Genomic DNA, 19,046 nt, shown 5'->3' with positions numbered 1-19,046 from the left:
GTGCGTCCGAGTGGACTCGAACCACCGACCCCCACCATGTCAAGGTGGTGCTCTAACCAACTGAGCTACGGACGCACTTGGGGCGTTCTGGATGACCCGAACTTTTGACGCCTGTCTGAGCGGCAATCTGGTCAACGAGACGGAAAACGTGATTTGGTGCGTCCGAGTGGACTCGAACCACCGACCCCCACCATGTCAAGGTGGTGCTCTAACCAACTGAGCTACGGACGCACTTTGGTGCGTTCTAGAGGACTCGAACCTCCGACCCCCACCATGTCAAGGTGGTGCTCTAACCAACTGAGCTAAGAACGCATTGTGCTGTCTGGGTGACAGCGGGGACGAATATTAACGACAGCCCTGACGGCTTGCAAGCAGAAATCGCTAATTTTAGCGCGACTGCTGCGCAACTGTGCGAAGCGCAGCATTTTTAAACATTCTGCCGCTGCTAGCGTTCGGCGCGCGCCAGCAGCTGTGCCACAGGCTGGCGCTGCAGGCGCAGGATACGCCAGACCATCATAACGGCGCTGGAGGTCAGACCGATGATAAAGCCGATCCAGAAGCCCGCCGGCCCCATAGGTTCCACCACCCAATCGGTAAGCGCCAGAATATAGCCACAGGGCAGCCCAAGTACCCAGTAAGCGATAAAGGTGATAAAAAAGATGGCGCGCGTATCCTTATAGCCGCGCAAGATGCCGCTGCCGATAACCTGAATCGAATCAGAGAACTGATAGACGGCAGCCAGTAGCATAAGCTGGGACGCCAGCGTGACCACCGCCGGATTCTGGTTATAGAGTAGGGCGATCTGCTCACGAAACACCACCGTAAACACCGCCGTCAGCAGCGCCAGGGAGACGCCAACAGCCTGCGCGGTCCAGGCCGAAACGCGCGCCGCTTCCGTTGATCCCTGACCAAGCCGGAAGCCCACACGTATAGTGGTGGCTGCGCCAAGCGAGAGCGGCAGCACGAACATCAGCGAGCTGAAGTTCAGCGCGATCTGATGACCCGCCACGTCAACAATCCCCAATGGTGATACCAGCAGCGCGACCACAGCGAAGAGCGTCACCTCGAAAAACAGCGCCAGCGCGACGGGCAGGCCAAGTTTAAACAGGCGGGCAAGCGCTTTGGCGTCCGGCGGGCTGAACCGATCCGCCAGGCGAATATCACGCATGGAGCTGGCGCGCGATACCCAGAATTTCATGGCGATAAACATCACCCAGTAAACGGATGCCGTCGCCACGCCGCAGCCAACGCCGCCCAGCGCCGGCATACCAAAGTGGCCGTAGATAAAGATATAGTTGACCGGAATATTGACCAGCAGCCCCAGAAAGCCCATCACCATGCCCGGCTTGGTTTTCGCGAGGCCTTCACACTGGTTGCGCGCGGTCTGAAAGAAGAGATAGCCGGGCGCGCCCCACAGCAGCGCATGCAGATAGCCGACGGCTTTGTCCGCCATAACGGGATCGATATCGTGCATGGCGCGAATAGCGTAGCCCGCGTTATAGAGCACCACCATTACCAGCAGTGAAGCGAAAGCCGCCAGCCAGTAGCCCTGGCGCACCTGAAAAGCGATGCGGTCGCGGCGGCCTGAACCATTGTATTGCGCCACAACGGGCGTCAGCGAAAGCAACAATCCATGGCCGAACAGAATAGCGGGCATCCAGATTGAGGTACCGACCGCCACCGCGGCCATATCCGTGGCGCTGACGTCGCCAGCCATCACCGTATCCACAAAGCCCATGGCGGTTTGCGCTATCTGCGCGAAGATGACCGGGATCGCCAGCGCCAGCAATTGACGCGCCTCTGTCAGATACTTCTGCACGTATACACCTGTTTTTTAACTGAAGGGAGAGGGACTATTTGATATAGTTTTAAGATCTGACAAGAATAGCGAAAAATCCACCGAGGTCATAATTATGTTTACCGGTATTGTGCAGGGCACCGCAGAGGTGCTGGCAATCGAAGAGAAACCGAATTTTCGCACGCATATCATTCGTATGCCCGAGGAGCTGCTGCCGGGCCTGGAGCTGGGCGCATCCGTCTCGCACAACGGCTGCTGCCTGACGGTCACGGCCGTTGAAGGCGATCGCGTCAGTTTCGATCTGGTGAAAGAAACTTTGCGCATCACTAATCTGGGCGATTTAAAACCAGGTGATTTAATCAACGTCGAGCGCGCGGCAAAATTCAGCGATGAAATCGGCGGTCATTTAATGTCCGGTCATATTATGACTACCGCGGAAATTACGAAAATTTTGACCTCGGAAAATAACCGCGAAATCTGGTTTAAGCCGCAGGACAGTGAGCAGATGAAATATATTCTGCATAAAGGTTTTATCGGTATCGACGGTATTAGCCTGACCGTAGGCGAAGTCACCAAAACCAAATTCTGCGTGCATCTTATCCCGGAAACGCTGGCCAGAACCACGCTGGGCAGCAAACGTCTGGGGCATCGCGTGAATATCGAGATCGATCCGCACACTCAGGCGATTGTCGAAACCGTTGAGCGCGTGCTGGCGCAGCGCGAAGCCGCACTTCTGGCCGCCGCTGCGGAAAGCGAGCCGGAAGCGGAATAAAAAAAGGTCGGCATCAGCGCCGACCTTTTTATCCTGTGCTAATGCGGCACCCGCAAACCGCCTTCCTTGCCGTGAGTAAACACGACCTGCCAGAGCTGGATATCGCGCGCGCGGAAGGCGCCCGCGCAGGCGTTCAGATAGTAGCTGAACATCCGTTTAAAACGTTCGCCATAGCTGTCCGCCAGCTGCGGCCAGGCGTCTAAAAAGCGCTGGTGCCAGGCCATCAGCGTCAGATCGTAATCCGCACCGAAATTATGCCAGTCTTCCATGACAAAATGCGGCTCGTGCGCTTCGGCGATATGCCGTACGGAAGGCAGACGGCCATTGGGGAAGATGTATTTATCGATCCAGGGATCGACCTTATCGTCCGTTGTATTGGCGCCGATGGTGTGCAGCAGAAATATGCCATCCGGCTTGAGGTTGCGGTCGACGACATCAAAATAGGTGGCGTAGTTTTTCGGCCCAACGTGCTCAAACATGCCCACGGAGACGATGCGATCGAACTGCTGGTCAAGGTCACGATAATCCTGTAGCAGAATAGTAACGTCCAGCCCTTCGCAGCGCTGCTGCGCCAGCTTCTGCTGCTCGGCGGAAATGGTGACGCCAGAGACTTCTACGCCGTAGTTGCGTGCAGCGTAAGCCGCCAGGCCTCCCCAACCGCAGCCGATATCCAGCAGCGTCATGTCCGGCTCCAGCGAGAGCTTCTCGCAGATCATCCTCAGCTTGGCTTCCTGCGCCTGCTCCAGCGTTTGCGCCTCTTTCCAGTAGCCGCAGGAGTATTGCATATAGGGATCGAGCATCAGCGTGAACAGGTCGTTGCCGAGATCGTAATGTTCCTTGCCGACTATCCAGGCGCGCTTGCGTGATTGCAGATTGGTCAGACGGGCAGCGGCGATACGCAGCGTATCTTTGAAATGATGTGGCAGCTGCTGGTCCAGCTTCGCCAGCAGAACGCGATGGAAAAACATATCCAGCCGCTCGCATTGCCACCAGCCATCCATATAGCTTTCGCCCAGGCCCAGCGATCCTTCCTGCATCACGCGCTTAAAGAAATCGGGGTGCGTCACCTGAATATCCCAGGGGCGGCTGCCGTTGATATCGATATCGGCTTTGCGCAGCATTTCCTGGACGATGCGATACCATTGATTTTCTTCCAGGCTCACTTCTTCTATACACGATGAACTCATAGCTTCTCCATCACCCTTCGTGATTGAAACCTGAGAAAAAGAATAGTCAATTTCCGCAGGTATGTGAGAAAACGCACGCGACGACGTGCGCCTGATATCAGGCGTTACAGAGGATTGAACTGAAACCTGCAGAGCGGAGGGAGCCTGCCACAACATACCCGGACAACCCTGTCAGGACTCAAAAAAATGATACGGGATTGTTATAATTTATTGCCTGAATTGAGTATATGCTCACCTCAGGCAATATTCAACGGCTTATTGTTAGGAGACTAACTAAATAGAATCAGTCTCTTAACGGCGACTTTCTGCGCGAGCATAGGTCGTTCTGACTGACCGGCTTCGCTGTAACATATAGCCAAGCATCGTCATAAAGATCGTGCTCAGCATCACCAGCGAGGTAGTGAAGAGCGGGGTAGCGATAAAGCCGGAAACGATCATGCTGGCGATAAAGCAGAGGCCAAGCTGCAGGGTATTTTGCAGCGCGGCCGCTTTACCGCTCGCCTGAGGAAAAGGCAGCAGCGCGTTGGCGACCACAATCGGGTAGATGGCGCCGTTGGCCAGCGCCATTCCGCAAAACGGCAGCAGCAGTCCCCAGGTCGACGGCGCCTCCATCTGAGCGGCGATAAAGAAAGCGCCGACGCTGAGCGCATACAGCGCCAGCAGCCATGGCAGCAGCGAAGCGCCTTCCGTCTGTTTCAGCAGCGTCCGGCAGCCGTAGCCGCCGACCAAAAAGGCCAGCGTTTGCGGCACATAGCTCAGACCGATATCGCCAGGCGACAGGCCCCGTTCCGCCAGAATAAAAGGCGAACCGGTCAGCCAGGCGAAAAAGCTGGCGGAGCAGGCGGCGTAAATCAGCACGTTGCCGCTCCAGACCGGCGATTTCAGCAGGGTAAAGAAGCCGACTTTCGCTTCCTCTTTGTGTGGCTTTGCGCCGGGCGAAGCGAGAAACAGCGTGGCGACCAGCAGGATCAGCGCCAGCAGCAGCAGCGCCAGAAAGATGGCGCGCCAGCTAAAGTGGTTCAGCAGCCAGGCGCCCAGCAGCGGCGCCAGCGCCGGCGAGAGCGCCACCAGCGGCATAATAGTGGCAAAAACGCGGTTGGCCTGCGCGGCGGGGTAGCGGTCGATAACCAGCGCCTGCCAGCTTACGGCGGCGGCGCAAATCCCTACGGCCTGCACAAAACGCAGCACCAGCAGCATGGCGGTCGAGTCCGCCCACCACATCGCGCCGCAGCTGACGGCGAAGAGTCCCAGCCCCATCAACAGCACCGGCTTGCGGCCGATACGGTCGGAAAGCGGCCCCCAGAACAGCTGCGCGCTGGCGAAGCCCGCCAAAAACAGGCTCAGGCTGGCGCTAATGGCGCCTGCTTCGGTTTGGAGATCCTGCTGCATGGCGGTAAAGGCAGGCAGATACATATCGGTGGCCAGAAAACCGGCGACGCTGAGCAGCGCCAGGTAAAGCAAAAATCCTTTCGAAGGCATGTTAAATCGCTCTTATTGTCAGGTGAATCGCGGCCGGCAGTGTAAAAGAGTGGCGCGGCGCTTGTGAAACGGTAATATTTGCGTCCTGCGTTCAAAAATTTTGCAGGAAGATTATGTGGTCAGAACATTCGCTTGAAGTGATTGATGCGGTCGCCAGAACCGGCAGCTTCACCGCAGCAGCGGCGGAGCTGCACCGCGTTCCGTCCGCTGTCAGTTATACCGTACGACAGCTGGAGGAGTGGCTGGCGGTACCGCTGTTCGAGCGACGCCATCGGGATGTCGTCCTTACGGCCGCAGGCGAACATTTTATTCAGGAAGGGCGTCTTGTTATCAAAAAAATGCTTGCCACGCGACGGCAGTGTCAGCAGGTCGCCAACGGCTGGCGCGGACAGCTGAATATCGCCGTGGATCGCATCGTCAAAGCGTCGCGAACCCGCCAGCTGGTGGTGGATTTTTACCGCCACTTTCCCGATATGGAACTGCATCTGTCACCAGAAGTCTTTAACGGCGTTTGGGACGCGCTGGCCGATGGTCGGGTCGATGTGGCGATCGGCGCGACGCAGGCTATCCCGGTTGGCGGACGCTTCGCTTTTCGCAATATGGGGATGCTGAACTGGCGCTGCGTAGTCAAAGCGGGTCATCCGCTTGCGCAACGTCAGGAGAAAGTCAGCGAAGAGGCGATCCGCGCATGGCCTTCGCTGGTGCTGGAGGATACCTCGCGCGCGCTGCCCAAAAGAACGACCTGGACGCTGGACAACCAGCGACGGCTGGTGGCGCCAGACTGGGAAAGCGCCTTCGACTGCCTGCTGGCCGGACTGTGCGTTGGCATGGTGCCAGGTCATCTTGCGCAACCGCTACTGCAAAACGGCTCGCTGTGCGAACTGCAGCTGGATCCGCCTTTTCCGGACAGTCCCTGCTGCGTCAGCTGGTCGGAACAGCAGGCTTCGCCGGCGCTGCAGTGGCTACTGGAGTATCTGGGGGAAACGGAGACGCTGAACAGCGAATGGCTGCGGGAAGCTTAACAGGGCGGCCTGGCGCCGCCCGTAACGCTAGCGACGATAGTCGAGGAAAGGGCCATCCGCAACGGAACGGCGCTCAATCAGCGTAGGGTGCACTTCAATGGTCTGCGGCTCTTCGCGCTTGCTGGTGATGCGATCGAGCAGCATATTGAACGCCGTCGCGCCCAGGCGCTCTTTTGGCTGATGCACGGTAGTCAGCGCAGGCGTGAAGTAGCGCGAGTTGCGCACGTTATCATACCCGATCACCGAAATATCCTGCGGCACGCGCAGGCCCATTTCATCCGCTGCGCAAATCGCGCCCATCGCCATCACGTCGCCGCCGCAGAAAACCGCGGTAGGCCGCTGCTTTTGCGTCAGCAGCTGCTGCATGGCGCGATAGCCCGACTCCGGTTCGAAATCGCCCTGTACCAGCCATTCGTCGCGCAGAGTAATGCCCGCTTCCGCCAGCGCCTTCAGGAAACCGGCATGGCGGCCGCCGCCCGTATTGCGTTCCATGTGGCCGGGGATCACACCAATATCGCGGTGGCCGCGATCGATCAGATAGCGGCCCGCCAGATAGCCGCCTTCAAAAGCGTTATCCAGAATGGTATCGGTAAAGTCGCCGCGCGATTCGCCCCAGTCCATGACCACCATCGGAATATTGCGGTGTTCTTCCAGCATGGTGATCAGCTCGTCCGGGTATTCGGCACACATCACCAACAGGCCGTCGACGCGCTTCTGCGCCATCATCGACAGATAGGCTTTTTGCTTTTCCAGCTCGTTATGCGCGTTGCCCAGGATAAGCGTGTAGCCCTTAGCGAAGCAGCTATGCTCCACCGCCTCGATAATTTCAGCGAAGTAGGGCGCTTCGCTGGAGGTCGCCAGCAGGCCGATAGTTTTGGTGTTATTGACCTTCAGGCTGCGGGCCACGGCGCTGGGGGAATAGTGCAGCGCTTTAATCGCTGCCCAGACGGCTTCCCGCGTCTCTTCAGCGACAAAGCGGGTTTTATTAATGACGTGGGACACGGTCGTGGTGGACACGCCGGCGCGTTTGGCCACATCTTTGATGGTTGCCATGAAAAAAGACTCCTGCGCTGTTCAGTAAGTCACTGAAAAGCGGTTTGTTAAACGTTTGCCTGGAATTCCAGCGCTCCTGATATAAATTGCGCATATTTTGTTGCGGAATGGTTACATCAGAAGGGAGTAAACAGAATGCGAAACCGGCCTGGAAGGAGGCGATAGCGACAAACAGGCCCGTTGCGCAACAGATCGTGGATTCTAACAAGAGCAGGCGCAAAAAACGAGAATTTTAGGCCGGCCGGTGGAAATTTGCGGTGAAAAGGCCGGTTCGTCTGCGACGATACCGGCCGGAGTACAGCAGGCTAGCGGATTGTTTTCGGCGTCATGACCCGACGGGCGCCGACATAGTGCTGCTCCCAGTAATCCTCCGTCAGCGCGCTGACCTGAATATCCTTGCCGGTGCGCGGCGACTGGATAAATTTGCCGTTGCCCAGATAGACGCCAACGTGATCCGCCGCGCCGCGACCGTTAATGCGGAAGAAGACCAGATCGCCTTTCTCCAGCTCGTTGCGTTTAACAGAGGCCGCGTCTCTGAGATGGTACATCTCGTTGGCGGTACGAGGGATTTTAAATTTAACCAAATCCTTATAGGCGTACCAGACCAGGCCGCTGCAGTCGAAACCGGTTTTAGGCGAAGTGCCGCCCCACAGATAGGGCTTGCCCAGCTGATCCATCAGTTTATTCATCGCGGTTTCGCGGGCTTTTTGATAGCGCGCGCGGTGCGCTTTGCTGAGCCTGAGCGGCGAGGTGGCCGAGCCGCTGGTCAGGGCTTCCGCCTCCTCGTTGCGCAAGCGATGACGACCGTAGCGTTTCTTCGGCGGTAGCGCGGCGACGGCGTGCTGCTCTTTTTTGCGCAACTTATATTTTTTAACAACGGGCTGACGGGTTTCTTTTACTTTGCGGGCGGTGGTTTTAATCGGTCGGCGCTTGCGGCGATCGCTTTCGCGGGCAGGCGTAACGCTGTCTGCCTTATGATGATCCGCCTTAACGGCGGCGTGTGGCGATGCGTGCGCCATAGAGATAAACAGCTGGGCAAAAGCCAGCATCAGCAGCGTGATGAGTAAACGCATCTTTACCATTAACAGTTTGTGCTCCCGCCAGAGGCAAGAGCATGGCTTAATCAGGAGATCTGCGCCTGGGCAGTCGGTTAGGTCAATTCTAAACGAACTCTTTACTAAAAAGTAAGGCCTTTTTTGTTTCAATCCTCGCGAAGCGGTAAAAGCTGTAAAATTCAGGCTGTTCAACCGCTTATCTGCGCAATTTTGCCGCGATTTTTTGCAGTTAACGCAGCGTGAGCGAGCGGGAAATGGTATTTTAACGTTCTGTTTCCAAAACGTAGCGGCCTTGCGGCGGCTGAAAATGCCATTTTCATCGCGCGCGCAGACTCGCTACACTATACAGACACGAAGTAGCCGATTGAGGAAGGCATTTATGAGCACTATTGAGAAAATTGAGCGCCAGATCGCAGAGAACCCGATCCTGCTGTATATGAAAGGCTCCCCGAAACTGCCAAGCTGCGGCTTTTCGGCGCAGGCCGTGCAGGCGCTCTCCGCCTGTGGCGAGCGTTTTGCCTATGTCGATATCCTGCAGAATCCGGAAATTCGTGCCGAACTGCCAAAATATGCCAACTGGCCAACCTTCCCGCAGCTGTGGGTGGACGGCGAGCTGGTCGGCGGCTGCGACATCATTATCCAGATGTTCCAGGCTGGCGAACTGCAGCAGCTGATCAAGGAAACCGCGCAGAAATATCCTTCCGACGCGGCGGAATAACAGCGCGCGGCAAGCAAGCGGCAGGATTTTAAAACGATCGGGCCTGACAGAGCGTCAGGCCCGTTTTTTTATTCGGCGTTCGCCGTTTGCGGCAGCGGCCAGCCGCCCAGCCGTTTCCAGCGATTAACCAGCTCGCAGAACAGATCGGCAGTTTGCACGGTATCATAGAGCGCCGAATGCGCCTGAGTGCTGTCAAACGGCATACCGGCGGCGGTACAGGCTTTGGCCAGCACCGTTTGTCCCAGCACCAGTCCGCTCAGCGCGGCGGTGTCAAAAGTCACAAAAGGGTGGAAAGGATTACGCTTCAGTCCGGCGCGTTCCGCCGCGGCGTTCATAAAATTGAGGTCGAAAGTGGCGTTATGGGCCACCATCACGGCGCGATTGCAGCCCTGATCCTTAATGCCTTTGCGTACGGCTTTAAAGATGGCGTGCAGCGCTTCATATTCGCTGACCGCGCCGCGTAGCGGATTGGCGGGATCGATGCCGTTAAAGGCCAGCGCTTCGGGTTGCAGAACGGAACCTTCGAACGGCTCAACGTGAAAATGTAGCGTTTCGTCCTTCTCCAGCCAGCCGTCGTCGGTCATTTTCAGCGTGACCGCGGCTATTTCCAACAAGGCATTGGTTTTAGCGTCAAAACCTGCGGTTTCAACATCGATCACTACCGGATAAAAACCGCGAAAACGGCTGCTGAGGGCGTTAAGTTCGTTCGATTCGGACATCAGGATCTCACAGGCGAAAATTGAGCGCATAGTATGGCAAATTTCGGCATGGGTTGCAGCAGGGGAAAGGCGAAAGAAAGGCGCCGCAGTGGCGCCTTCACAGGGTTGAACAGCTAAACGCAGGACGCCGCGGCCTGAACCGGACGCCTGAGTTTCAGCGCGCGTTACGCGCCCAGGCCGTGGCCTGCATGTTTGTTTTCGATCAGCTCGATTTTATAACCGTCCGGATCTTCCACAAAAGCGATCACGGTAGTGCCGCCTTTAACCGGGCCAGCTTCGCGGGTAACGTTGCCGCCCGCGTTGCGGATGCGGTCGCAGGTAGCGGCGACATCGTCCACGCCCAGCGCGATATGGCCATAGGCGTCGCCCAGCTCATATTTATCGACGCCCCAGTTGTAGGTCAGCTCAATCACCGCGCCTTCGCTCTCTTCGGTGTAGCCCACGAAAGCCAGCGTATATTTATACTCGGTGTTCTCGCTGGTGCGCAGCAGGCGCATGCCCAGCACTTTGGTGTAAAAATCAACGGAGCGTTGCAGATCGCCAACGCGCAGCATGGTGTGAAGTAAGCGCATAACATCCTCTTATCAAGCGTTATCATCGGATAACAAGCATAGCCGGAATTCGCTGCCGTTACCGGAACGGCAGGCCTTTGCGGCGGCATACGGCGTTAAAACCGAAAAATCAGCGCAACAGAATAGCAGCTCTGACCCGGCGAAAACCAGGAAATGCGTGCTCTATCCTGTTGTTAAGCGCCGGGTGGCGAGAAAAGCCGCAGGCTAGTCCAGCGTAGGATAGTCCGTATAGCCTTCCGCGCCGCCGCCGTAAAAGAGCTCCGGACGCTGCTCGTTCAGCGGCGCGTTCTGCCGCAGGCGCTCTACCAGATCCGGATTGGCGATAAAATCGCGGCCAAAAGCCACGGCGTCGATCAGCCCTTGCTCAATCAGCGCCTCCGCTTTTTCGGCAGTATAACCGCCGGCGCCTACGATCACGCCGGGATAAGCCGCGCGGATCGCCCGACGAAAAGCGTCGCTATAAGGTTTGCCGCCCGCCCAGTCCGGTTCAGAGATGTGCAGGTAGGCCAGATTGCGCTTCGCCAGCTCGCCAATATAGTAGAGCGCCGCCTCTTCCTGATCTTCACCATTGTCCAGACCGTTAAAAGGGCCAAGCGGCGAAATGCGGATGCCGATCCTGTCGGCATGCCAGCCGTCGATAGCCGCGTCGACCACCTCCAGCGCGAAACGGGTACGCTTTTCCACGCTGCCGCCGTAGGCATCGGTGCGCTGGTTAGAGGCGGGCGAAATAAACTGGTGCAGCAGATAGCCGTGCGCTGAATGCAGCTCCACCAGATCGAAATCCGCTTCGCGCGCGTTGATCACCGCCTGGCGAAAATCGTTAATAACATCGTCGATCTCATCTTCGCGAAGCTCGCGTGGCGTTGAGGTCGCTTCGCGAATGGTTCGGCCCTGTTCGTCGCGCAGGGAAGTGCGGGTGTCGGCATTGATCGCCGAAGCCGAAACGGGCGCTTTGCCGTCGGGCTGCAGGCTGCTGTGGGAGATGCGGCCGGTATGCCATAGCTGTACCGCGCTGTGGCCGCCTTGCTGATGAATGCCCGCGTTAATGGCTTTCCAGGCGGCGATCTGCGCGGCGGTGTGCAGGCCCGGCGCGCCCGCGTAGCCTTTGGCCTGAAAAGAGATCTGCGTGGCTTCGGTAATGACCAGACCGGCGCTGGCGCGCTGGCGATAATAGTCGCCCATTAATGGCGTGGGAATATCGCCTGGATCAATGCTGCGCAGGCGCGTCAGCGGCGCCATAAAGATACGGTTAGGCGCTACCACCGCGCCGATTTTTAGCGGGGAAAAAAGTTTTTTCAGCTCCATCAGTCGCTCCTTGTTAACCGGCTGTCGGGATAACGCCGGCCAGCCGTAATAGTCAATGAGTGATGAGCGTAGTAGAGAAAGCGCGGTTATCCGTAATCGTACGGCACGATCGGATCATATCCAGCGCTGGCTGATACTCTGCCGTTTGCACGTTCATCATCCCCAGCAGCGTATGAAAAAGATTATCCTGCGACACGGCCTCGCGGCTGGCCTGCCGCTGCAAACAGTGCCGATCGATGCCAAAGCTGCTGGCATAGCCTTCTGAAAGCCACAGCAGAAAAGGAATATGCGTTTGCTGCGTGGGCGCCAGCATATAGGGTGCGCCATGCAAATAGATGCCGTGTTCACCCAGCGATTCGCCGTGGTCGGAAAGATAAACCAGCGCGACGTTAAAGCGATCGCTGTAGTTTTTCAGCAGGCTGAGGGTGCGATCCAGCATGGCATCCGTATAGACAATAGAGTTGTCGTAGGTATTGACCAGCGCCTGGCTGGCGCAGTCCTGAATCTGATTGCTGTCGCAGGTCGGCGTAAAAGCGCGCTGGTCGGCCGGATAGCGCCGATAGTAAGCCGGGCCGTGGCTGCCCATCTGATGCAGGACGATCACCGTGTCGTTTTTTATGCCGTCAAGATAGCGATCCAGCCGCCAGAGCAGCACGTCGTCCAGGCAGGAGCCTTGCTGGCACAAGTTGTTCAGCTGCCACTTCGTCATATCCGTGTGCGGTACGCGGTCGCAGGCGCCTTTACAGCCGCCGTCGTTTTCCCGCCACAGCACGCTGACGCCCGCGTGCGCCATCACGTCCAGAAGCCCTTCCTGATGATGCGCGAGGCTGGCGTCATAGTGCTCGCGCGGCATATTGGAGAACATACAGGGCACGGAAATTGCGGTTTCGGTGCCGCAGGAGGTGGCGTGCGGGTAATAGATAACGTCATCCTGCGCCAGTTGCGGATTGGTGTTGTGCGCATAGCCGCCGAGAGAGAAGTTCTCCGCGCGGGCGGTTTCGCCCAGCACAAAGACCACCAGCGTTTTTTTCTTCTCCGCCAGCATCTGCGGGCCTTTATGCGCGTCCTGACCGATGGCAATCAGCGACCGATCGCCGGCGAACCAGCGGTCGTTCGCATAGTGCCCGAGACCGCTGATAACGTTCGCAGGCGTAACCATCTTAATCAGCCCTTTGTTATTGCGTACCAGCGAAGCGTAATCCTTGTAGAAAAGCGCGGCCACCAGCAGAACAACCAGCAGGGCGGCAAGCGCGGAGCTGGTACGAAAAGCCAGGTTCATCCACCACGGACATTTACTATTGATGGTCACCAGCCCGATGAGCAGCGCGGGCAGAATACCGCACAGCGTCAGCCAGAGCGCGTAACGCAGGCTAAACAGCGCCCTGGCCTCCTGCAGATCGGTTTCAAACACGTTCTGTATCATATTGCTGTCGATTACGGTGCCGAAGCTGTAGATAAAGTAGTTGGCTGCAGCGCTGACCACCACCAGCGCCGTCAGCAGCGGTTTTCTTATCCACGGCAGCGCGGTGACGCTGAAAATAAACAGAAAGGCGCAGAAAAGTACCAGCGGCAGCGTGGCGGCGAAAAGATAATCTTTGCCCGACACATAGGGGATTATCTTCCAGGCGTGAAACAGAAACACGGCGTTAAGAACGAAAGTGAAAAAGAGCGCGGCATAAAAGTTAAAGGCGATTTCGTTGCAGCGCAGGGCGGTCAGCTTCATGGCGGTTAGTCAAAGATAAACAGAGCAATCAGCATAGCCCTGTTAACGATTTGAAACTTTAACCGATACTCAACAATCCAAAGAGACTAACATTAATATTACCCAATTCACTTTTCCCTGCATAAGGAGCGACGTTGGCTGAACAATTAGAGTTTTTTCCCGTCCCCAGCCCATGCCGGGGAATCTGCCAGAGCGACGAGCGCGGCTACTGCCGCGGCTGCCTGCGCAGTCGCGACGAGCGTTTCAACTGGATGAAGTTCAGCGATGCGCAAAAGCGCGAGGTGCTGCGGCTCTGTCGTCTGCGCTGGCAAAGGCAGCAGCGCGCCGCTAAATCCGCCGCGCCGGAAGAGCCAGAGCAACCTTCGCTATTCTAGTTTTCCGCGGATTATTATGCACTTCCTGAAATTGCGGCCAGGCTTATAGCTTCCGCTGCAAAATGTGAGGAAGTGTAATGAGACGTATGAATTTGCTAATGGTATCGCTGGCCTTTTGTGGCCTGGCGCAGGCTGCCAGCGAGAAGGTCGAACTGAAACTTGCCTCGCCGGAGGGCGCCGGAGAAAGCATTGGTCAGGTGACGATCGCCGAGACGGCCTATGGCTTGACCTTTACGCCAGAGCTCAAGGCGTTGCCGCCGGGCGTACATGGTTTCCACGTGCATGCCAATGGTAGCTGTGAACCGAAAACCACCGACGGCAAAGCCGTAGCGGCGGGCGCGGCGGGCGGCCATCTCGATCCGCAAAATAGCGGCAAGCATCTGGGGCCGTGGCAGGATGGGCATCTGGGCGATCTGCCAGCGCTCTATGTCGGCGCTGACGGCACGGCCACTTATCCGGTGCTGGCGCCGCGCATCAAGAAGCTTTCGGCGATCAAAGGCAAAGCGCTGATGGTACACGCGGGCGGCGACAACCACGCCGATCATCCTGCGCCGCTGGGCGGCGGTGGCGGACGTTTAGCCTGCGGCGTTATTTAGTGAAATCGCCGCCGATAGCGACGGCGGCATTTTTTTAGTGTACTACGCGAATATGATCGACCTCGATTTCAGTACGTCTGTCGTTTTTATCCACGTCGCCCACCACGCGCACCTTTTTGCCGATCGCCACATGGTTATCTTCCCAGTCGTCATCGTCGACATCGATACGTATTTTCCCCGTACTGTCCTGCAGCCAGTAATGGTCGTCATCGCCAGCGCGGCTAACAATCTTGCCCGTCAATACGACGCGCGTATCGTCACGCAGCGTTTTCGCCTCTTTAACGGTAACGGTTTTGGTTGCGGCAAGCGCAGAGAGCGGTAAAGAACAGGCCAGCAGAAGGGCGGTAGCCAGGATTTTTTTCATCATGAATTCCTTGAGATTAAGACTTCCTGTGAGCGTTGCCGAGTATAAATGATTAACCTTAGTGAATATAGTGTTATGCAGAAGCGGGCGCCTGTTGCAACTGTGAAAGCGAACAGAAAAGCCGCCACGCGATGCCGGCCAGTTCGATTTCGTTTTGGCTCCCTCCTGCCGCCAGCGTCGCTACGCTCTCCTGCAGTTCCGTCAGCGTTTCCTCCAGCGCGCGCTGCTGCACGCCTTTACCGCTGATAATACGATGAAGATTTTTCAGCATGGCCTCGCGCATTGCCAGCAGCGCGGGCGAATCGCTTTGCCAGTCGCGCAGCTGCCAGACGATATGCGAGCAGTTCAGCAGCACCACGCCCCAGCGCAGCAGCCAGAGCCGCGCCGGTTCGTCACGGCTGGCGTTGAGCTGGTGGATACGGTGATAGATCAGTGACTCAAAGCGGCTCTGACTCAGCCGCGGCCTGCGGCTGAGCTGATCGAGAAATTCCTGCCGCAGGGCCCGAATATGGCGTCGACTGCGCAGCTTGTCTGAACCGGGACGCAGAATAAGAAAGGCCAGCCATGCCAGCAGCACGCCACACACTTTGGCGATATTGTCGTTAAGGAAGCTTTGGTAATCGTAAGTGGGCGGATTGGTGACGGCGAGAAAAGATCCGCCGAAGACAATCAGCTGACCCCACAGCGCCGCGCGTTTCTTTTGCTGCACCTTAAAAAGCTGCAGGGTGATCAATAACGGGAAAAGAAAGAGCAGAAACTGCCACAGCACGCTGACCTGCACCATCAGGCCGAACTTGATAATAAAGCTGAACACCGAAAGCAGCAGCAGGGTTTTCAGCAGCAGCGAGACGCTGCTGACCGGCGAAGGCACAGACGAATAGAGCACGCAGCTGATGGCGGCCAGCGTCAGCGCCGCCGCGCCGGAATCCCACTGCGTGGCGAGAGTAAATGCGCAACCCAGAATAATGACGCTGAAGGTACGCAGCGCGCTCCAGCTGGCTTCGGCACTGTCGCTGCGTCGCGCCAGCGCCGGAACGGCGGGCGGAGTAAGGCGCGCGTCGGCGTCGGCCTGCTCAAACAGCCGCAGCCAGCGGCTGATATTCAGATAAAGCCAGCAGAAATAGCGCAGGCGGTGCCAGAAAGCCTGGTAGCGGTAATCGTCTGACCGCTGCGGCGCCGCATCTGCCAGCAGGCGCGCCAGACGATATTTATCGCTGTCGCCGCGCTCAAGCTCGTCGAGCAGCTGCCGCACTACGTTATACAGTCTGTCCGGCGCGTCGGGCCAGTTGAGCAGCATTCGCCGCAGGCTGGAGATGACGCTGGTCAGGCGCAGCTGCTGATGCAGCACGTAGTTCAGCACGTTGTTCTGGCGACGGAAGCGGTAATGGCTCCAGAAGGCCTGAATCCGCAACAGGTTCAGGGTCAGGATCTGGCCAATGACGTTCTCGTGGGCGCTACGCACGTTATCGGTGCTCTCACGCTGTAACAGCAGCCGACCGTGATCGAGCAGGCGCGTATGCATCTCCTTCAGCGAGGTGATCAGCGTGTCCCCGTCTGAGGTGCTGGGCAGGATCATCATCATCAGGCCGCCGCACAAAATGCCGGTGATGACCTCGCAGACGCGCGCCTGGGTAATCTCCCAGAGATCGTTGATTTCAGTAACGTTGACCGTGGAGAAAACGATGATGGCGACGGTATAGCCAGCCAGCGAAAAGGCGTAGGCGACGTTATTCTGATAGTGATTCTGAATCCAGGTGCAGAGCGCCAGCCAGCTGGCGATGGCCAGCGCAAATAGCCACGGCTCGTTCAGCGTGTGTCCGGCGATCAGCAGCGCCGCGCCCGCGCCGAGCAGGCTGCCCGCAATCCTGCCCAGGCTCTTGCTGATCACGCCGCCGACGGTGGGAAAGCTGACCACGGCGGCGGAGGTCATCGCCCAATAGGGTTCGTCCAGCGCCAGCGCGTAGGCGAGACTTAGCGCCAGACACATGGCGATAGCGTTGCGCAAGGCGTAGCGCCACTGGCCGCCGGTCGCTTTCACCCAGGGCAGATTTTGCCACTCCAGCCACTGCAGGTTCATGGCGTGATGGAGATAGTGCAGGTCGTGCCCGCTACCAGCGGCAAATCTTCAGGCACTGAGGTTAAGCGGATACGTACCGGCACGCGCTGCGCAAGGCGCACCCAGGGCACGTTGGGTTTAATATCGGGGATCAGCGAGCTGTCGCTCTCCACGCTCTGGTCATAGATGGCGCGGCCAATACTTTCCACTTCGCCCTGCAGCACGCGATTGTCGCTGTAGAGGCGTACCCTGGCCTTATAGCCGGGCCGGATATGGCGCAGCTTAGTCTCTTCGAAATAGCCCATTACATAGAACGAGCGGCTGTCGACCAGCGCGAACAGCGGCGTGCCGCTGGTGGCATAATTGCCTGGCCGCACCGTCAGGTTGCTGATCCAGCCGTCGGTCGGCGCGGCGATCTGTGTCTGGGACAGATTCCAGCGCGCCTGATCCAGCTGCGCCTGCGCCGCTTTGGCCGCCGCCGCCAGCGATTTGGCATTCAGTTCCGCCGCGTCCAGATCCTCGGCGGAAATCACGTTGCGCGGCAGACTCTGGCGTCGTCCCGACTCATGCTGCGCCTTCTGTAGATCGGCCTGCGCCTTCGCCAGCTGCGATTCAGCGTTCAGCACCGCGATGCGGTAAGGTTCCGCATCCAGCGTCATCAGCGGCGCGCCTTTGGCGACAAACTGGTTATCTTTTACCAGCAGCGTCTCAATTCGCCCGGACACCTGCGGCGTGATATTGACCAGCTCGGCGCGAACCTTGCCGTCTCGCGTCCACGGCGCCTGCATATAGAAGTTCCACAGCCACCAGCCCGCGCAAAGCGCGGCGGCGAAGAAGAGTAGCGTTGAAAAATATTTAAATGAGCTGAATTTCATACGAATGCCATAAGCAGCCACAGCGACGCGCTGACGCAAAGGATAAACAGAGAAAGGTCGAGTAAGGTGGGATGCCAGATCTCGCCGGAATAGATCCAGCCGCGCAGCAGCGGATGGATCAGCAGCCAGAGGAAAAACCCCGCCAGCACGGCTTTAAACAGCGGCGGAAAAAAGAGCGAGGCGCCAAAAACCAGATCGGTTAGCGGCGACAGCGCTGCGGTAAAAGCATTGTTCACTAAAAGCACTCCTTGTTACCTTCATCACAGCATAGCAGCGACCAGGCGTTACGCTTAAGGTGAATGAGATTTGTAATATGGCCCATAAACTCGCAGAATAGCCTGGAAGATGGCTTGATAGCTAGCATGCTAATTATTAAGGAGAGGAAATTGGATACCCCATTAGGAACGGACCTCGCAAGATTAGTGCGCATCTGGCGATCGCTGATCGATCAGCGCCTGAAACCGCTGGAGCTGACGCAGACGCACTGGGTCACGCTGCACAATATCCATCAGCTGCCGCCGGAGCAGTCTCAGATTCAGCTGGCGAAAGCGATCGGTATCGAGCAACCTTCTCTGGTTCGTACGCTGGATCAGCTGGAGGAGAAAGGGCTGATCACCCGCACTACCTGCGCCAGCGACCGTCGCGCCAAGCGTATCAAGCTGACCGAAGAGGCCGCGCCGATTATCCGCGAAGTCGAACATGTGATTGACGCCACGCGGGATGATATTCTGGCGGGCATCTCGCAGCAGGAGGTCGATAAGCTGGTGACGCTGATTGCAAAACTGGAAAAGAACATCCTGGCGCTGCAGAACCGGGATGAGTAAAGGAACCGGCGGATGCCGGTTCCTTTTTTAGCGAGGTGATACGGTGATTTGACTGCCGTTGGACGCCATCGCAACGCGTTGCCCCACCGCAAACTGGCTGTTGCCCTGTTTCTGCACCACCATAATGGTGCTGCCGTCATCCTTACGGATCTCCAGCTGCACGCCCTGAGTTTTATTCATCGTGCCCTGTACGCCCTGACCGGCCAGGCCGCCGGCAATCGCGCCTGCCGCCGTCGCCAGGCTGCGGCCAGAACCGCCGCCGACGGTGTTCCCCAGGAAGCCACCCAGCACTGCGCCGCCAAGCGCGCCGATAATGTTCTCATCATCGCCAGCCTGGATTTGCACCGGCTTCACGCCTACCAGCGTGCCATAAGTCACGCTCTGCACCTGCTTGGCTTCCGAGGCGCTGTATACGTCGCCAGAAAGCGTACTGGTATTGGAGCAGCCCGCTAAGGTTACGCCGGCCAGTGCTACGATCATTACGCGCTTCAACATTATCAAACTCCTTATTTTTCCATGTGCTGCAGTCAATTGCGCAGCAACCAATAACCTAA

At 57.6% G+C, this 19,046-nt stretch carries 20 protein-coding genes and 3 tRNA genes; 6 read left to right on the top strand and 17 right to left on the bottom strand.

What is annotated here, in order from left to right:
- Position 1 precedes the first annotated feature (1 nt).
- The 4 genes from MKZ79_RS05955 to MKZ79_RS05940 form a co-directional block, all read right to left on the bottom strand.
- Positions 2–75, bottom strand: a tRNA-Val gene (locus MKZ79_RS05955).
- Positions 76–154: 79 nt separating this feature from the next.
- Positions 155–231, bottom strand: a tRNA-Val gene (locus MKZ79_RS05950).
- A gap of 4 nt (positions 232–235) precedes the next feature.
- Positions 236–312 (bottom strand) — tRNA-Val (locus MKZ79_RS05945).
- A 133-nt stretch (positions 313–445) separates the two neighbouring features.
- Positions 446–1,819, bottom strand: coding sequence for an MATE family efflux transporter (locus MKZ79_RS05940; RefSeq protein ID WP_336140701.1), 1,374 nt, complete (start codon positions 1,817–1,819; stop codon positions 446–448).
- Positions 1,820–1,913: 94 nt separating this feature from the next.
- On the opposite strand from MKZ79_RS05940, the gene MKZ79_RS05935 reads away from it, so the two are divergent.
- Positions 1,914–2,570: a riboflavin synthase subunit alpha gene (locus tag MKZ79_RS05935; RefSeq protein WP_336140700.1), complete on the top strand. Its 657-nt coding sequence runs from the start codon at positions 1,914–1,916 to the stop codon at positions 2,568–2,570.
- Between the two features lie 38 nt (positions 2,571–2,608).
- On the opposite strand, the gene cfa is transcribed toward MKZ79_RS05935, so the two are convergent.
- Both cfa and punC read right to left on the bottom strand, forming a co-directional pair.
- Entirely contained in the window at positions 2,609–3,757 is a 1,149-nt protein-coding gene (cfa, locus tag MKZ79_RS05930) for a cyclopropane fatty acyl phospholipid synthase (RefSeq protein ID WP_336140699.1), read from the bottom strand.
- 291 nt (positions 3,758–4,048) lie between these two features.
- On the bottom strand, positions 4,049–5,236 hold the full coding sequence (gene punC / locus MKZ79_RS05925) for a purine nucleoside transporter PunC (protein ID WP_336140698.1): 1,188 nt from the start codon (positions 5,234–5,236) through the stop codon (positions 4,049–4,051).
- A 113-nt stretch (positions 5,237–5,349) separates the two neighbouring features.
- On the opposite strand from punC, the gene punR reads away from it, so the two are divergent.
- Positions 5,350–6,258: a DNA-binding transcriptional activator PunR gene (gene punR, locus MKZ79_RS05920; RefSeq protein ID WP_336140697.1), complete on the top strand. Its 909-nt coding sequence runs from the start codon at positions 5,350–5,352 to the stop codon at positions 6,256–6,258.
- Between the two features lie 27 nt (positions 6,259–6,285).
- Here the strand turns inward: punR and purR are convergent, their stop codons facing one another.
- The gene (gene purR, locus MKZ79_RS05915) at positions 6,286–7,311 is read right to left on the bottom strand and encodes an HTH-type transcriptional repressor PurR (protein WP_336140696.1); all 1,026 of its coding nucleotides are present in this window, start codon (positions 7,309–7,311) and stop codon (positions 6,286–6,288) included.
- Positions 7,312–7,616: 305 nt separating this feature from the next.
- Complete coding sequence (locus tag MKZ79_RS05910; protein ID WP_336141362.1) at positions 7,617–8,384, bottom strand: NlpC/P60 family protein; 768 nt, start codon at positions 8,382–8,384, stop codon at positions 7,617–7,619.
- 361 nt (positions 8,385–8,745) lie between these two features.
- On the opposite strand from MKZ79_RS05910, the gene MKZ79_RS05905 reads away from it, so the two are divergent.
- On the top strand, positions 8,746–9,084 hold the full coding sequence (locus MKZ79_RS05905; RefSeq protein WP_125289787.1) for a Grx4 family monothiol glutaredoxin: 339 nt from the start codon (positions 8,746–8,748) through the stop codon (positions 9,082–9,084).
- 68 nt (positions 9,085–9,152) lie between these two features.
- On the opposite strand, the gene rnt is transcribed toward MKZ79_RS05905, so the two are convergent.
- The 4 genes from rnt to eptA all read right to left on the bottom strand — a co-directional run bounded on the left by rnt (position 9,153) and on the right by eptA (position 13,403).
- Entirely contained in the window at positions 9,153–9,803 is a 651-nt protein-coding gene (rnt, locus tag MKZ79_RS05900; protein WP_336140695.1) for a ribonuclease T, read from the bottom strand.
- Positions 9,804–9,967: 164 nt separating this feature from the next.
- The gene (gloA, locus tag MKZ79_RS05895) at positions 9,968–10,375 is read right to left on the bottom strand and encodes a lactoylglutathione lyase (protein WP_336140694.1); all 408 of its coding nucleotides are present in this window, start codon (positions 10,373–10,375) and stop codon (positions 9,968–9,970) included.
- A gap of 204 nt (positions 10,376–10,579) precedes the next feature.
- Positions 10,580–11,680, bottom strand: a complete 1,101-nt coding sequence (locus MKZ79_RS05890; protein WP_336140693.1) for an alkene reductase — start codon at positions 11,678–11,680, stop codon at positions 10,580–10,582.
- 52 nt (positions 11,681–11,732) lie between these two features.
- A complete protein-coding gene (gene eptA / locus MKZ79_RS05885) occupies positions 11,733–13,403 on the bottom strand; it encodes a phosphoethanolamine transferase EptA (protein ID WP_336140692.1) in 1,671 nt (556 codons plus the stop codon).
- 134 nt (positions 13,404–13,537) lie between these two features.
- On the opposite strand from eptA, the gene MKZ79_RS05880 reads away from it, so the two are divergent.
- Complete coding sequence (locus tag MKZ79_RS05880; protein WP_336140691.1) at positions 13,538–13,777, top strand: DUF1289 domain-containing protein; 240 nt, start codon at positions 13,538–13,540, stop codon at positions 13,775–13,777.
- A gap of 77 nt (positions 13,778–13,854) precedes the next feature.
- Positions 13,855–14,373, top strand: coding sequence for a superoxide dismutase [Cu-Zn] SodC (sodC, locus tag MKZ79_RS05875; protein WP_336140690.1), 519 nt, complete (start codon positions 13,855–13,857; stop codon positions 14,371–14,373).
- A 34-nt stretch (positions 14,374–14,407) separates the two neighbouring features.
- Here sodC and MKZ79_RS05870 read toward each other — a convergent pair whose 3' ends face one another.
- The 4 genes from MKZ79_RS05870 to MKZ79_RS05855 all read right to left on the bottom strand — a co-directional run bounded on the left by MKZ79_RS05870 (position 14,408) and on the right by MKZ79_RS05855 (position 17,904).
- Positions 14,408–14,740, bottom strand: a complete 333-nt coding sequence (locus MKZ79_RS05870) for a NirD/YgiW/YdeI family stress tolerance protein (RefSeq protein WP_336140689.1) — start codon at positions 14,738–14,740, stop codon at positions 14,408–14,410.
- Between the two features lie 70 nt (positions 14,741–14,810).
- Positions 14,811–16,814, bottom strand: coding sequence for an FUSC family protein (locus MKZ79_RS05865; protein ID WP_336140688.1), 2,004 nt, complete (start codon positions 16,812–16,814; stop codon positions 14,811–14,813).
- Entirely contained in the window at positions 16,811–17,668 is an 858-nt protein-coding gene (locus tag MKZ79_RS05860) for an HlyD family secretion protein (protein ID WP_336140687.1), read from the bottom strand. The genes MKZ79_RS05865 and MKZ79_RS05860 overlap by 4 nt, the downstream gene beginning before the upstream one ends.
- Positions 17,665–17,904 (bottom strand): DUF1656 domain-containing protein, encoded by a 240-nt coding sequence (locus tag MKZ79_RS05855; protein ID WP_442897129.1) that lies wholly within the window; start codon positions 17,902–17,904, stop codon positions 17,665–17,667. Before MKZ79_RS05855 ends, MKZ79_RS05860 begins: the two co-directional genes overlap by 4 nt.
- A 150-nt stretch (positions 17,905–18,054) precedes the next feature.
- On the opposite strand from MKZ79_RS05855, the gene slyA reads away from it, so the two are divergent.
- Positions 18,055–18,492, top strand: a complete 438-nt coding sequence (gene slyA, locus MKZ79_RS05850) for a transcriptional regulator SlyA (RefSeq protein ID WP_336140685.1) — start codon at positions 18,055–18,057, stop codon at positions 18,490–18,492.
- A gap of 27 nt (positions 18,493–18,519) precedes the next feature.
- On the opposite strand, the gene MKZ79_RS05845 is transcribed toward slyA, so the two are convergent.
- Positions 18,520–18,987, bottom strand: a complete 468-nt coding sequence (locus tag MKZ79_RS05845; protein ID WP_336140684.1) for a glycine zipper 2TM domain-containing protein — start codon at positions 18,985–18,987, stop codon at positions 18,520–18,522.
- Between the last annotated feature and the right edge of the window lie 59 nt (positions 18,988–19,046).

Source organism: Erwinia sp. CGal63 (assembly GCF_037026505.1).
Classification (GTDB): Bacteria; Pseudomonadota; Gammaproteobacteria; order Enterobacterales; family Enterobacteriaceae; genus Erwinia.
Note: the sequence above shows the minus strand (reverse complement) of the source record. Positions and strands in the feature narration are given on the sequence as shown.